The 13353-nt window shown below is 58.4% G+C and carries 11 protein-coding genes and 1 tRNA gene; 9 read left to right on the top strand and 3 right to left on the bottom strand.

Annotation, left to right across the window (positions count from 1 at the left end; all coding sequences use genetic code 11):
- Positions 1-116 precede the first annotated feature (116 nt).
- A tRNA-Leu gene (locus HMPREF3053_RS06550) sits at positions 117-200 on the bottom strand.
- Between the two features lie 267 nt (positions 201-467).
- Between HMPREF3053_RS06550 and HMPREF3053_RS06545 the strand changes: the two genes are divergently transcribed.
- From HMPREF3053_RS06545 to pknB, 7 genes are all read left to right on the top strand, one after another.
- On the top strand, positions 468-1367 hold the full coding sequence (locus HMPREF3053_RS06545) for a DUF3662 and FHA domain-containing protein (protein WP_070767463.1): 900 nt from the start codon (positions 468-470) through the stop codon (positions 1365-1367).
- 136 nt (positions 1368-1503) lie between these two features.
- The gene (locus HMPREF3053_RS06540) at positions 1504-1965 is read left to right on the top strand and encodes an FHA domain-containing protein FhaB/FipA (RefSeq protein WP_016421758.1); all 462 of its coding nucleotides are present in this window, start codon (positions 1504-1506) and stop codon (positions 1963-1965) included.
- Positions 1962-3296, top strand: coding sequence for a PP2C family protein-serine/threonine phosphatase (locus HMPREF3053_RS06535; RefSeq protein ID WP_016421757.1), 1335 nt, complete (start codon positions 1962-1964; stop codon positions 3294-3296). The genes HMPREF3053_RS06540 and HMPREF3053_RS06535 overlap by 4 nt, the downstream gene beginning before the upstream one ends.
- Entirely contained in the window at positions 3293-4654 is a 1362-nt protein-coding gene (locus tag HMPREF3053_RS06530) for an FtsW/RodA/SpoVE family cell cycle protein (protein ID WP_083310511.1), read from the top strand. The genes HMPREF3053_RS06535 and HMPREF3053_RS06530 overlap by 4 nt, the downstream gene beginning before the upstream one ends.
- A complete protein-coding gene (locus HMPREF3053_RS06525) occupies positions 4655-6091 on the top strand; it encodes a penicillin-binding transpeptidase domain-containing protein (protein WP_016421755.1) in 1437 nt (478 codons plus the stop codon). It begins immediately after the preceding gene.
- Between the two features lie 2 nt (positions 6092-6093).
- Positions 6094-7578, top strand: a complete 1485-nt coding sequence (locus HMPREF3053_RS06520; RefSeq protein WP_070602175.1) for a serine/threonine-protein kinase — start codon at positions 6094-6096, stop codon at positions 7576-7578.
- Between the two features lie 53 nt (positions 7579-7631).
- The gene (gene pknB / locus HMPREF3053_RS06515) at positions 7632-9695 is read left to right on the top strand and encodes a Stk1 family PASTA domain-containing Ser/Thr kinase (RefSeq protein ID WP_070767462.1); all 2064 of its coding nucleotides are present in this window, start codon (positions 7632-7634) and stop codon (positions 9693-9695) included.
- Between the two features lie 3 nt (positions 9696-9698).
- On the opposite strand, the gene HMPREF3053_RS06510 is transcribed toward pknB, so the two are convergent.
- A complete protein-coding gene (locus tag HMPREF3053_RS06510; RefSeq protein ID WP_048731900.1) occupies positions 9699-10370 on the bottom strand; it encodes an aminodeoxychorismate/anthranilate synthase component II in 672 nt (223 codons plus the stop codon).
- Positions 10371-10505: 135 nt separating this feature from the next.
- On the opposite strand from HMPREF3053_RS06510, the gene crgA reads away from it, so the two are divergent.
- A complete protein-coding gene (crgA, locus tag HMPREF3053_RS06505; RefSeq protein ID WP_005511903.1) occupies positions 10506-10775 on the top strand; it encodes a cell division protein CrgA in 270 nt (89 codons plus the stop codon).
- Between the two features lie 698 nt (positions 10776-11473).
- Here the strand turns inward: crgA and HMPREF3053_RS06500 are convergent.
- Positions 11474-12010 (bottom strand): peptidylprolyl isomerase, encoded by a 537-nt coding sequence (locus tag HMPREF3053_RS06500; protein ID WP_369707163.1) that lies wholly within the window; start codon positions 12008-12010, stop codon positions 11474-11476.
- 304 nt (positions 12011-12314) lie between these two features.
- On the opposite strand from HMPREF3053_RS06500, the gene HMPREF3053_RS06495 reads away from it, so the two are divergent.
- Complete coding sequence (locus HMPREF3053_RS06495) at positions 12315-13208, top strand: hypothetical protein (RefSeq protein WP_049172598.1); 894 nt, start codon at positions 12315-12317, stop codon at positions 13206-13208.
- The last annotated feature ends 145 nt before the right edge of the window (positions 13209-13353 follow it).

Raw genomic sequence — 13353 nt, 5'->3', positions numbered from 1 at the left:
ACCGAGCGGACACACTTTTTGTCACTTAACCCCACTTTTCTTTACTTAACCCCCAAACCCCAACCCTAGAAACAAAAAATCCTCGGAAGCTTTTACACTTCCGAGGATCTTCGCTGTGGGCGAAGGGGGACTTGAACCCCCACGTCCGTAAAGGACACTGGCACCTGAAGCCAGCGCGTCTGCCATTCCGCCACTCGCCCGTGGGAACGAATAGAACTATAACACCCCGCGCTAATACACCACCAAATCCCCAGGCCAGCGCACGTTTTCCACCACTTTTCAGCACTTAGCAATAGCAACTTCCCCCCCACAACCGTCGTCACTATTTGATAAACCTCAGCAGTTCCTAGCCCTTAACTGAAGGTGTAGGGCTCTATACTGTTGCTTAAGTATCGATAATTTTTGTGCACATTTTTTTCACGTAACCCGCCGCGGTTTGGCGGGAGAAGGCGAATTTCTTTAGTCAGATGGATTTCCTAGGACGCATCCGCAAGCTCGATAGCTCGCTTCAGCGCGGGCTCGACAACAGCTTTGCGCGCGTGTTCGGCGGCAAGGTTGTCCCGAATGAGTTAGAAGAATGCCTGAAGCAGGAAATTGAAGACTTCCTGATGCAGGACGCCAACGGTCAGTACTTGGCACCCAATGATTTCCGCATTGGCATCAGCGCTGCCGACTACAAGAACCTTTCTGCGTCCGAGCCCAACCTGCCGAATCAGTTGGCTGACCGCATGACACGCTACTGCCGTAACAACGGCTGGGGCTTCACCGGTTCCATTAGCGTCCACCTGCAGGCAGTGGAGTCTCTCCACACCGGCCAGTTGAAGACGGCCAGCACTTTCACCGAGGACACCGTGGGCACCTCGGAGTTCGTCCCATTCGAGGACAGTGCAGATGATGCCAACACTGACGCAGCCCCGTCGCAAAGCGATGATGAACCCCAAACTGCAGAGACCTCTGCCGCCTACCACCCGCAGCCGGAAGCTGAGCAGTTCCCCACCGCTTCCCGCCCCATCCCCGCGGTCGACCCGGAACCGGCAACTGAGCTGAGCAGCGCGGCCGTGGGCGAAGACCAGTCCCAGGAAAAGACCGTCACCCTGCTGTTGCAGGACGGCTCCTCGCGCGTATTTGAGGTGCGCCATGGTTCGAACATCATCGGCCGCGGCACCGCTTCCGACTTCCGCCTCCCGGATACTGGTGTTTCCCGCCAGCATGCCGAAATCACGTGGGATGGCCAGGACGCTGTGCTCGTCGATTTGCATTCGACCAACGGCACCATTGTCAATGGCGAACCCATTGAGAACTGGCTGCTGGCTGACGGCGACGAAATCTCGCTAGGACATTCTGTTCTCGAAGTTCAGATTCGCTGATTCAGATTCGCTAAGTAGTGAGGTTCACCAGGTTCACATGCCACTGCCCTAGGTTTGCCGACACATTCCTGGAATAATTACGTCCGTGTGTTCGGTTTGCGGACCCACCAGCTCTACATAAGGAGGTTCCTCGGACGTGGAAGCTATCGTTTTTCTGCTTTCGCGCATCGGCGTGCTGGTCGTCCTGTGGTTTTTCATTTGGATGACGCTTCGCACCCTGCGTACAGAAACAACAGGCTCGGCTCCGCTGCGCCCACTTCGGCAGGCCAGCAGTGCTCCGGCCAAGCGTTTCCAGCGCTCGCAGACTCCACATCAGCTCCTTGTCACCTCCGGGCCGCTGGCGGGTTCGCGCATGAACCTAAACAACCAACGCGACATCACTATTGGCCGTTCAGAGTCGAATGCCTTCGTCCTCAACGATGACTTCGCCTCGGGCCAGCACGCTCGCGTCATCAACCGCGACGGCATCTGGTACCTGGAGGACCTGGACTCCCGCAATGGCACATTCCTCAATGGCCAGCGCGTGGAACAGCCGGAACGCCTGGCTTCGGGTATGGAATTTCGTATTGGCCGTACAACTTTGAGGTTGCAACCATGAGTCTTGCTCTGAATTACACGGCCCGCTCTGACCGCGGCCTCATCCGACAGAACAACGAGGACTCCGCCTATGCGGGTTCGCGTCTGCTCGCGCTTGCCGACGGCATGGGTGGCCACGCCGCCGGAGAAATCGCATCTCAGCTGATGATTGCGGCCGTCTCTCGGCTGGACAATGATCAGCCCGGCCCCGATTTGCTCGAGTCCCTGCGCAGCGCCTGCATGGAGGGCAATAACTCCATCGCGGATGAAATTGAGCAGAACCCCTCTACGCAAGGCATGGGCACTACGCTGACTGCTCTGCTTTTCGACGGTACCCGCCTGGGCATGTGCCATGTCGGTGACTCGCGTGGCTATCTGCTGCGCGACGGGGAGCTCATCCGCATTACCCGGGATGACACCTATGTGCAGTCCCTGGTGGATGAGGGCAATCTCACCGAAGAAGAAGCGGCAATTCACCCTCAGCGCTCACTGATTTTGAAGGCTCTCACCGGTCGCCCGGTGGAGCCTACTTTGTCTTATCGCGATGTTCACGAGGGCGATCGCTACCTGCTGTGCTCGGATGGTCTATCCGATCCAGTGTCCGCGGACACCATCAAGGATGTGCTCTCGGAGGGCACTCCGGACGAGGCCGCTACCAAGCTCATTGACTACGCGTTGAAGTCCGGTGGTCCGGATAACATCACCGTGGTGGTTGCCGATGTTGTCGATTCGTCGGCACGCACGCCTTACGAGCCCGCCCTGGCCGGTGCCCTACAGAGTGCGGAGGAGGAACTCCCCCGCCCCAATACGTCAGCGGGACGCGCGGCGGCACTCCGCCCGCGGAAGTCGCAGGAAATTGCAGTGACTTCGGCGCCGGAGAAGAAAGCTTCCAAGGGCAAGTGGCTAGTTATTTCTGTGGTGCTGGTGCTGGTGGCCGGGTTGGTCGGCCTTGGTATTTGGGGCTGGCAGAAGAAGGAGTCGATGTACCATCTCGCGGTGGTCGACGGGCAGGTGCAGCTGATGCACGGCGTGCCCGGCAGTTTGCTGGGCTTCGATCTGCAAGAGCCACATCAGTTCATCTGTTTGACCGATGACAATAAAGTTCAGCTTCCTCCGGCTGGGACGCCGAAGGAGAAGGTCGACTGCCACATCATGACGCCGGAAGATCTCTCACCGGCGGCACGCAATTCGCTGGAAGGTCTGCCGGCTGATTCCTACGACGGTGTCAGCGACCAGATTGGCCGTTTGGCGGAGTCGGCACTGCCGGTATGTCTGTCCGTTTCCGACGATGACAAGAAGGATGAAAAGCTGGGCTCGAAGCCAGGAGTCAACTGTAGGCAGGTGCGAAAATGAGTGAAACTACCACGAAGCGACAGCTTCGGATGAAGGAAATGCTCCTGCTGCTGCTGTCGGCAGGATTGTTGCTTTTGGCACTAATTTCACTGGAACTGGCTCAGGGCAACTCTCTGACCGCAGATGTCTTTTACATCATTGGCGGATTCTTTGTGATCTTTGCAGTGGCGCATATCGCGCTGACCTTTGTGGCGCCCAACGCCGATCAGGTGATGCTGCCGGTTGCAGCAACGCTCAATGCCTTGGGGCTGGTGATGATTCACCGCCTCGACCTGGCCAATGACACCTCGTTGGTGCGCAACCAGATCATGTGGACCGTACTCAGTGTCGCACTGTTTATCGGCGTGATCGTCCTGCTGCGCAACCATCACTCGCTGTCGCAGTACTCGTATCTGCTGGGTCTCGGCGGCTTGATTCTGTTGGCGCTACCGCTGGTGTGGCCGTCGTCGATTAATGCTGATGCCCGCATCTGGATTTCCATCGGCCCGTTTTCCATGCAGCCGGGTGAGTTTGCCAAGGTCATGCTGCTGATCTTCTTTGCTCAGCTGCTGGTGAATAAGCGCTCGCTGTTCAATGTGGCGGGCAAGCGTTTCCTGGGCATTGATTTCCCGCGTGTTCGCGACCTGGGTCCGATTCTGCTGATCTGGGGCATCGCTACCGTCATCATGGCTCTGCAGAATGACTTTGGCCCGGCGCTGGTGCTCTTCGGCACTGTGCTGGCAATGCTCTACGCTGCCACCGGTCGTGGTTCCTGGCTGATCATCGGCATGGTGCTGGTGACCGTCGGCGTTGTCGGTGTCTACATGGTTTCGGACAAGATTCAGGCGCGAGTCACGCATTTCCTGGATCCGTTGGGCTCCTACGACGAGGGCGGCTATCAGCTCTCCCAGGGTCTGTTCGGCATGAGCTGGGGTGGCATCGGTGGCACCGGTCTGGGCCAGGGCTACCCACAGAACATTCCGGTGGCACACTCTGACTTCATCCTCTCGGCCTTTGGTGAAGAGCTAGGTTTTACCGGTCTGAGTGCCATCATCCTGCTGTTCGCGATTCTGATTTCCCGCGGTATTTCGGCGAGCTTGGCGGTACGTGATTCCTTTGGCAAGCTGCTGGCGGCCGGTGTCGCATTCTCGATGGCCATTCAGCTGTTCGTGGTTGCAGCCGGTGTTTCCAAGCTGATGCCGCTGACAGGTCTGACTACTCCGTTCATGTCAGCCGGTGGTTCCTCACTGCTGGCCAGCTACATCATGTTGGCCATCGTGCTGCGCGTCTCTGACGAGGCCAACCGCCCCTGGGGCATTCAAAGCAGCCCTTCGGGCCTCAACGACAATGCCAACGCATCTCAGGAGGTGAACCAGTAGATGAATAAAACCATTCGCCAAATCTTTGTTGTCGTTCTCGGACTCTTCGTTCTTCTACTGGCGAACCTGACCTACATCCAGGGCTTCCAGCAGGATAAGTACGCCCACAATCCGCTGAATAGCCGCCAGTTCCTGGAGGAAAAGTCCAAACCTCGCGGCCAAATCACCACTGACGGCGACATTCTGGCCCACTCGGTCAAGGGCGAGAGCGGCTTCTATGACCGCAGCTACGACACCGACCCGGAGGCATATGCCGCGGTGGTCGGATACCTGTCGGACATCTACGGCTCGGCCGGTATCGAACGCTCTCAGAACGAGATCTTGAACGGCAGCGACCCTTCGCTGTTTACCTCCCGCGCCCTCGACATGGTCACGGGCAAGGAACCCTCTGGGGCCTCCACGGAGCTGACGCTGTTGCCGAACGCTCAGCGGACTGCGTACCAACAACTCGCTGAACGCGGCTACGTCGGCTCCGCCGTCGCCATTCGCCCATCGACGGGTGAAATTCTCGCGATGGCCTCCACACCGTCGTTCAACCCGAATGACATCGCCGCCGGCGACGAGAGTACCTGGCAGTCCCTCAATAACAATGAGGGCGCACCGCTGCTCAACCACGCCACTCAGCGTCCGCTGCCGCCGGGTTCCACTTTCAAGGTGTTGACCACGGTCACGGCACTGGAGCAAGGCGCTTCCCCGGACACCTCGGTCACTGGCGCACCGCAGATTACGCTGCCGGATACCACCACTACGTTGGAGAACTACGGTGGCTCGACCTGTGGTGGGGCTACTACAACTCTCCGCCAGGCTTTCGCGCAGTCCTGTAATACGGCATTCGCTGAGCTCGGTATGCAGTACGGGGCCGATGCGCTCAAGGACGTCGCTAAGCGATTCGGCATCGGTGAGACCCACGATGACGCGGGCCTGCCGATTCAGCCCTCCGCTGTCGGTGATATTCCGGATCAGTCCTCGCTGGGTCAGACCTCCATTGGTCAGCGCGACGTGTCTTTCACGCCGCTGGACAACGCCATCATCGCCGCCACGATTGCCAACGGCGGCGTGCGCATGGAACCCCAGATCATCAAATCGGTGCGCGGTGCCGACCTCTCCGAAATCAAGTCCTTTAAGCCGATTGAAGCCGGCGAGGCGATTTCGCCGGAGGTCGCGGAGACCGTAACTGAGCTGATGCGCGGCTCCGAGTCGCACTCGGGCGGTAACGGTTCGCGTATTGCCTCCAAGACCGGTACCGCGGAACACGGTGCTGTCCGCGGCGAGTACGCACCGCACGTCTGGTACATCGCCTTCGCGCCGGACTCCGATGTCGCCGTGGCTGTCGTCGTGGAAAACGGTGGCGGCCAGGGCCAGGGCGCTACCGGCGCCTCCGTTGCTGCCCCGATTGGCCGTGCACTCATTGACGCGGTCGAACAGGCGGGTCGATAAGCATGGATGCCCACCAAGTTCAAGACATCGTTGGCGACCGATATCACGTTCGCCGTCTGCTCGGCCGTGGCGGCATGTCCACCGTCTGGCTTGCCGACGACGCCACCAGCGGCGAACTGGTTGCAATCAAACTTCTGAACCAGGAGTACTCGGACAACTACGAGTTCCGGCAGCGTTTCCAGAACGAAGCCGCCGCTGCGCGCAGCGTCAACAGCCCAAACGTGGTGAAGATTGTCACCTACGAGGAAGGCGACATCGGCAGCCACGGCGCGTGTTACATCGTCATGGAGTACATCCGTGGCGAATCTCTGTCGCAGGTGCTGCAGCGGCGTCGCACCCTGCCAGAGCACCTGATGCTCGACGTTCTGGAGCAGACTGCACACGGCCTGTCGGCAATTCACGCTGCGAACCTTGTCCACCGCGACATTAAGCCAGGCAACCTCCTGGTGACGCCGGAGGGCACGGTGAAAATTACCGACTTTGGCATTGCCAAAGCCGCTGAAGCGGTGCCTCTGACGCGTACCGGCATGGTCGTCGGTACCGCGCAGTATGTCTCACCGGAGCAGGCGCAGGGCAAACAGGTGAGTCCGGCGACAGACATCTACTCGCTTGGCTGTGTCGCCTACGAAATGGTGGCCGGCGCCCGGCCCTTCCAGGGCGACTCCACCGTCGCGGTTGCCGTGGCACACATCAACGAGGCACCACCTGCGTTGGCGCCGACGGTCAATCCGCATATCCGCGAACTTATCGGCATTATGCTGCGCAAGGATCCGCAGCGTCGCTATGCCGATGGCCGTGAGCTGGCACAGGCTGTTTTGCGAGTGCGCGCGGGGCACCGCCCACCGCAGCCGCGTGGTGTGACCCCAACGGTGCACCGTCAATCCAACGCTGCCAACCCGGCGACCACCGAACTCGGTGCCATGACGCGACCGCCCATGCCGGTGTCGCAGCCACCGCAGCAGCCACAGCGGCCACCGCAGCAACCCGCCCGACAGCGTAAGCCGGCAAAGAAGCGCAGTGGCTGCGGTTGTGGCTGCGGCAGCATTGTGCTGTTGGTGCTGCTAGTGTTGCTGGCCGGTGCTATCGCGGTCGTCTATTCGCTGTCGACTACCGGTTCACTGCCAACCATTCCGAACTTGGAGCAGTACATTCCGAACCAGTCACAGCAGCAAACCACAGAGGAAAACACCGACCCCAACGACGGTTCTGGTTACGGTTGGTCGGGAGACAATTCCGGTAACTGGGGAAATAACGACGGCGGCAACTCTGGGGAAAACTACGGCGGCAACAATGACGGTGCCTCTGACAGCTCCACTGAGCAGGACACCAGCGAGACCGCTCCGGATACGTCCGAACCGACTCAGGATTCGGGCAACGACAATGGCAACGACAGTGGCGACGACTCCAGCGGCGGTGGTCTGCCCGGTATTCAATTGCCCCTGGGAAATGACTCCGGTAATACCTTGGGGACTCCAGATGCACAGTAATATTCAGGTACAAGATGTTTTGGTGGAAATCCTTCCGAAGGGACTGACGAACAATGTCTGGCAATGACGATCTCCTCTCCGGCCGTTATCGGCTCGGCGAGCTCATTGGCGTTGGCGGCATGTCCGATGTCTACCGCGCTGAAGATACTGTTCTCGGTCGCTCTGTCGCGGTCAAGATGATGAGGGCCGACCTTGCCAGGGATGAGAACTTCCTCGCAAGGTTCCGTCGTGAAGCGAAAAATTCAGCGCTGCTGAATCACCCGTCGATCGTGTCGGTGTACGACACCGGCGAGACGGATAGCCCGATGGGGCGCGTGCCTTTCATTGTCATGGAGCTGATTCAGGGCGAGACCCTGCGTGATCTTGTTCGTCGTGAGGGGCGGCTCGACCCGAAGAAGGCCGCATCGATCATGGCATCGGTGTGTGATGCGCTGACGGCATCCCACCATGCGGGCATTATTCACCGTGACATCAAGCCAGCGAACATCATGCTGACCAACACCGGCAAGGTGAAGGTGATGGACTTCGGCATCGCTCGCGCGCTCGGTGATTCCACCACGATGACGCAGACTGCGGCGGTGCTGGGTACCGCGCAATACCTCTCGCCGGAGCAGGCGCGCGGTAAGACCGCCGACGCCCGTTCCGATATCTACGCTGTCGGCTGCGTACTTTTCGAGGCCGTCACGGGCGCCCCGCCGTTCACCGGCGAAACCCCTCTTTCTGTCGCTTACCAGCACGTTCAGGACCAGCCGCCGCGGCCTTCGGGGAAGCTCAACACCGGCCCGAACACGGCTCAGGCCCTCGACGCGGTGTTGTTGACCGCGATGGCCAAGGATCCGATGGAGCGCTACGACTCTGCAGAGGACTTCGCCCAGGATTTGCGTCGTCTTGCACGCGGCGAGGATCCGTTGGCGCTGGCGCACCACGGCGCGCATGACGACGACGCGAAGACCACCGAATTCCTTCCGGCAACTCCGTCGGATGCTGAGACCCGGGTGACCCCTGCGCAGCAGGCAACTCCGGCCGCTGTCCCTGCTCCGGCTCCGGCTCCGGAACCGGAGAGAGTGGCTGCCCAGCCGGAAGCCCCTGCTCAGATCGCTAACACTGACGAGCCTGAGAAAAAGAAGGGTGGCGCAGGAAAGACTGTCGCACTGGCGGCTGCTGCGCTGGTCGCTCTCGGCGGTGTCGGCTACGGTGCCTACCAGCTTTTCAACTCGTCCACCGAGGTCGAGACCGTTGCCATTCCGCAGGTCGAGGGTCTAAATGTCAATGAGGCAACGCAGGTTCTCGAGCAGGCTGGTTTCGTGGTCAACCGCGTCGACGAGCCGAACCCAGATGTGCCCCGAGACACGGTGATTGCCACCGAACCGGGCGTCGGATCGGGGTTGCCGCAGGGATCTCGTATCAAGCTGCGCGTATCTTCGGGCCCAGAGTTGACCAATGTGCCGGATGTACGCGACAAACAGGCAGAGGAAGCTCGCCGCCTACTCGAGGAGGCGGGGCTTGTCGTCAATCCGAAGCTGCAAGAGGAACCGAGTGAGGACGTTCCGCGCGGCAATGTCATCGAGCAGTCTCCAGCTGCCGGTTCTCAGGTGTCGAAGGGAACCCGTGTAACTTTGACTGTCTCCTCCGGTATCGAGACCAAGACTGTTCCGGATGTCACTGGTCAGAGGTTGGATTCCGCCCGCACGACCCTCGAGTCCGCTGGTTTCGTTGTCGAGGTGGTGGAGGTTGACTCCACTGAGGAACAGGGAACCGTTGTTGAGGTTCCCCAGAAGGGCACGGAGCTCACCGTCGGAACGACTGTCGAGCTGCACGTTTCGCGCGGCAACCAAATTAAGATGCCACGAGTTGAGAGCCAGACTCTCCGCGATGCGGAGAAGGCACTCACCGATGCCGGCTTCGAGGGAACTATCCGCACCGAGGAAGTCACCACGTTGGATCTGTCCAAGGTCGACCACGTGGAGAAGGCCGACCCGTCGGCCGGCTCCAAGGTCAACAAGGACGGCGAGGTCACCCTGCGTGTCTACCGGCTGGGGGTCGCCCCGGAGAGCTCTTCAGAGGAACGGCCTGCTCCGGAACCTCCCATAAGGCTGCCGGATCTGCTGCCTAACTAGCGGCTAGTGTGCCAGCACGTCTGAGAAGGCGCGCTGGTACACGGCCTGCTGCTCTTCCAACTCCGCCAGGAGTTCCTCGGTGTACTCACCGCCGGCCAGCCGCAGCCAATTGACCAGCATGCGGTGCCCGTACTGGGTGAGTACCGACTCCGGGTGGTACTGCACGCCGTGAATCGGCAGGTCGCGGTGGCGCATCGCCATCAGCATGCCCGAATCCGTGAATGCCGTGGCAATGAGTTCCTCCGGCAACGTCTTCGGATCCACCGTCAACGAGTGGTAGCGCGTGGCAATAAAAGGACTGGGCACATCGGCCAGAACACCCGTGCCGTCATGAGTGACCGGGGAGGTCTTGCCGTGCAACAGCTCGTCGGCACGCACGACCTGCGCACCAAAGACCTCACCAATCGCCTGGTGACCCAAGCACACACCCAACACCGGTGTCGGCTCGTCCTGCCTGCTCACCGCGCGAATAATGTCCTCTGTCCACCCCGCATTAGACGGCTCACCGGGACCGGGCGACAGTAGGATTGCATCAAATTGCTTTACGACGTCGTCAACATCGCGGAGACGCGCATCATCATTGCGCCAGACAGTAACCGTTTCGCCGAGCTGGCCTATGTACTGGACCAGATTGAATACGAAGCTGTCATAGTTATCGACGACGAGAATCTGCATAACTGGGAATTCTACTGCCTGCGAACTTCACTGGTAAGTTCGGATGCAAAGTTTACAATTATGCATATACCGCGGGAGTGTAGATACCGCGCTGATCGCAACCTGCTGACCACAACCTAAGGAGTTTAAAGCGCTATGCCTAAGGCAAAGATCGAAAGCACTAATTCACCACAATCCGGTGGCTCCTCCGTCAGCCGTACCCCGGTCAAAATCAACAGCACTCAGACGCCGGTGTGGTACAAGGTGCTGATGTTCGGGTTCATGCTGATTGGTTTGGGCTGGCTGCTGGTCAACTACATCGCGGGTCCGCATATTCCGTTCATGGTGACTTTGAACGCATGGAACTACGTCATCGGCTTTGGTCTTTTCATTGTTGGTCTGCTGATGACTATGGGTTGGCGTTAGTCAGCTCTAATACATCGCACCCCCTCAGGCGCATCCACTTTTGGATGCGCCTTTTTTTCATACCTAAAAACCCAGGTCAATTCACCCCCGTCAGTACACCCGTTTCCCACACGTTTTTCGACGAATGAGGATTTCCCTCCTACTGATCGCGCAAAAAAGTTATCCACAGAAACCTGTGTAACAATCATGTAATTTGTGGATAACTGTGGAGAGATTTCGTCCCAAATTTCTCACGGGTTACGTGACAGAAACCGTAAAGCATGACAACTTTGGTTCTATCCCCTGTGTCCACAGTATCCACAGCCTGTGGATAACTCTGTGAACAAGTAACATAGTTGCAAGTTAAGTTGTGCGTAACTCCAATATTCTGCGGAGTTCGACCACTTTCGAACGCTGGTTCGTAAATTACAAGAATGGAATTATCCACACATGTGCACAAGTCTGTGGACAACTGTGAATTGTTGTAATTTGTGAAAATTGGAACCCGTAACGTGCTTCTTGGCCCGTGTTCACCTAGGTGAACAGTGGAGTATTTTTTCCACAGGGCTGTGGACATGTGGAGAATCAACACGATGTGCTACTACCCCCACTACCCCTAAACACAACATTGAAGTTACGGGCCGTCGTAAAGCGAAAATGGGCATGAAAAAACCCGCCCGGAACAACCGGACGGGTTAAAGAGCGTAGAAGCTAGCGGATTACTTCTCGATGTCGATGGAGGTAATCACGACCGGCTCCAGCGGGCGATCCCAGTGATCGGTAGCCACACGAGCGATCTCGTCGACAACCTTCTTCGAGGCATCATCAGCGACCTCACCGAAGATGGTGTGAGCGCCATTGAGGTGCGGGGTCGGAACAACGGTGATGAAGAACTGGGAACCGTTGGTACCACGGCCGCCGCGCTTGCCGGCGTTTGCCATAGCGAGCAGGTACGGACGATCGAACTGGAGCTCCGGGTGAATCTCATCGTCGAACATGTAGCCCGGGCCGCCGGTGCCGGTGCCCAGCGGGTCACCACCCTGAATCATGAATCCAGCGATGATGCGGTGGAAGATGGCCTCATCGTAGAACGGGCCGGACTCGGTGCCAGAGGCGTTCTGCCCCTTGTACTCCTTGGTGCCTTCTGCCAGGCCGATGAAGTTGTCGACGGTATTCGGCGCGTGGTTGCCGAACAGGTCAATCACGATATCGCCATGGTTGGTGTGCACAGTTGCAGTAGCAGTCTTAATAGTCACGTTCCTTAGGATACCGACCTTGGTGGCCAATTGCTCCTACTGGTGAGTTTCTCCGTGGCAGAAACCAGCGAAAATGTTTCTCAAGATAAGGAAAAGAGTTCTTCGTTGACCCCCATGGAGGCCAAATAGTGCCTAAGCTGGAATGTGAGCCTGCTGCAAATATTTCGGCGCTAGGCCTAACTGGGCCCTAGCTCTTGGACTTAGAAGCATCTTGGTCTCAGAGGCACTGGCGCCGCAGCAGTATTAATCATTGATTGAGAATTAAAGGCGATGCCTGTTGGCGACGCACTAATAAAGGAGAGTCATGAACCCCAACGCAATCTCGCTGGCTGTCAAGGGACTGAAGTCCGCTTACGACAGCTACTCGGATTACCGGGACAAGAAGGCTGCAGAGCTCTACGACACGATGCAGGAGGCTAAGAAGGTGGCAGCTGCACAGAACGAGGCAGCAAAGGACGCAGCAACCAATTGGGCGGAAGACGTTAAGGAAAAGGTTTCCGACGCCCGCGATCAGCTCGCTGAGCAGGCCGAAGAACTGACCGGCAAGGTTGAGAAGAAGTCCAAGGAGACCAAGAAGCAGGCTAAGAAGGCTGCGAAGCAGGCCGAGAAGGACGCTAAGCGCAAGGGCAAGAAGACCCGTTGCAAGGCTCGCTGCGAGGCTAAGAAGGCTGAAAAGAAGGCCAAGAAGGCTCGCAAGGACCTCGAGGTGCGTACCCAGAAGGCTATCGACAAGGTAACCGGTAAGGAAGAGCAGCGCGCCAAGAACGGTCGCATCGCAACCGCTTCCCTGGTCTTCGCTGTTGTTGCAGCAATCGTCGGTGTCATCGTTTGGAAGCTGCGCAAGGACGACAAGCTCCCGGTTGACCCAGCTCCGTACCAGCAGAAGGCCCAGGAAGTTAAGCACAAGGTCGAAGAGAAGGCCGCAGAGGTCAAGGAGACCGTTGAAGAGAAGGCTTCTGAGGCTAAGGACAAGGCTGAAGAGGTAAAGGGCAAGGCAGCCGACAAGGCCGACGAGGCCAAGGACAAGGCTGCTAAGGCCAAGGAGACCACTGAGGAGAAGGCCGCAGAGGCTTCCAAGCAGGCTCAAATCAAGGTCGACGAGGTCAAGACCGAGAAGAAGAACGCTGACGACGCTAAGAAGATCTCTTCCAAGCCGTCCAAGCCGGCTCCGAAGCCGGGTCAGGCTCGCAAGAAGTAAATAGGCGGCTAGATAGCCAAAAGCCTTTTCACGCCCGATTGTTCTGTGCAGTTGATGCGCAGGCGGTCGGGCGTTTTTTGGTTAAGCAGCAAACCTGACAACTTCAGAAAGACGGGCTGCAAATGTGAAACTGTGCGAGTTTATG

This window comes from Corynebacterium sp. HMSC064E07 (genome assembly GCF_001815745.1).
In the GTDB taxonomy this organism is placed as follows: Bacteria; Actinomycetota; Actinomycetes; order Mycobacteriales; family Mycobacteriaceae; genus Corynebacterium; species Corynebacterium jeikeium_D.
This window is presented reverse-complemented; position numbering and strand designations above follow the sequence as displayed.

Coding starts and splice junctions, on each gene's coding strand:
- HMPREF3053_RS06520 (WP_070602175.1), top strand. CDS start 6,094: ATGGATGCCCACCAAGTTCAAGACATCGTTGGCGACCGATATCACGTT.
- HMPREF3053_RS06525 (WP_016421755.1), top strand. CDS start 4,655: ATGAATAAAACCATTCGCCAAATCTTTGTTGTCGTTCTCGGACTCTTC.
- HMPREF3053_RS06545 (WP_070767463.1), top strand. CDS start 468: ATGGATTTCCTAGGACGCATCCGCAAGCTCGATAGCTCGCTTCAGCGC.
- crgA (WP_005511903.1), top strand. CDS start 10,506: ATGCCTAAGGCAAAGATCGAAAGCACTAATTCACCACAATCCGGTGGC.
- HMPREF3053_RS06510 (WP_048731900.1), bottom strand. CDS start 10,370: ATGCAGATTCTCGTCGTCGATAACTATGACAGCTTCGTATTCAATCTG.
- pknB (WP_070767462.1), top strand. CDS start 7,632: ATGTCTGGCAATGACGATCTCCTCTCCGGCCGTTATCGGCTCGGCGAG.
- HMPREF3053_RS06495 (WP_049172598.1), top strand. CDS start 12,315: ATGAACCCCAACGCAATCTCGCTGGCTGTCAAGGGACTGAAGTCCGCT.
- HMPREF3053_RS06530 (WP_083310511.1), top strand. CDS start 3,293: ATGAGTGAAACTACCACGAAGCGACAGCTTCGGATGAAGGAAATGCTC.
- HMPREF3053_RS06535 (WP_016421757.1), top strand. CDS start 1,962: ATGAGTCTTGCTCTGAATTACACGGCCCGCTCTGACCGCGGCCTCATC.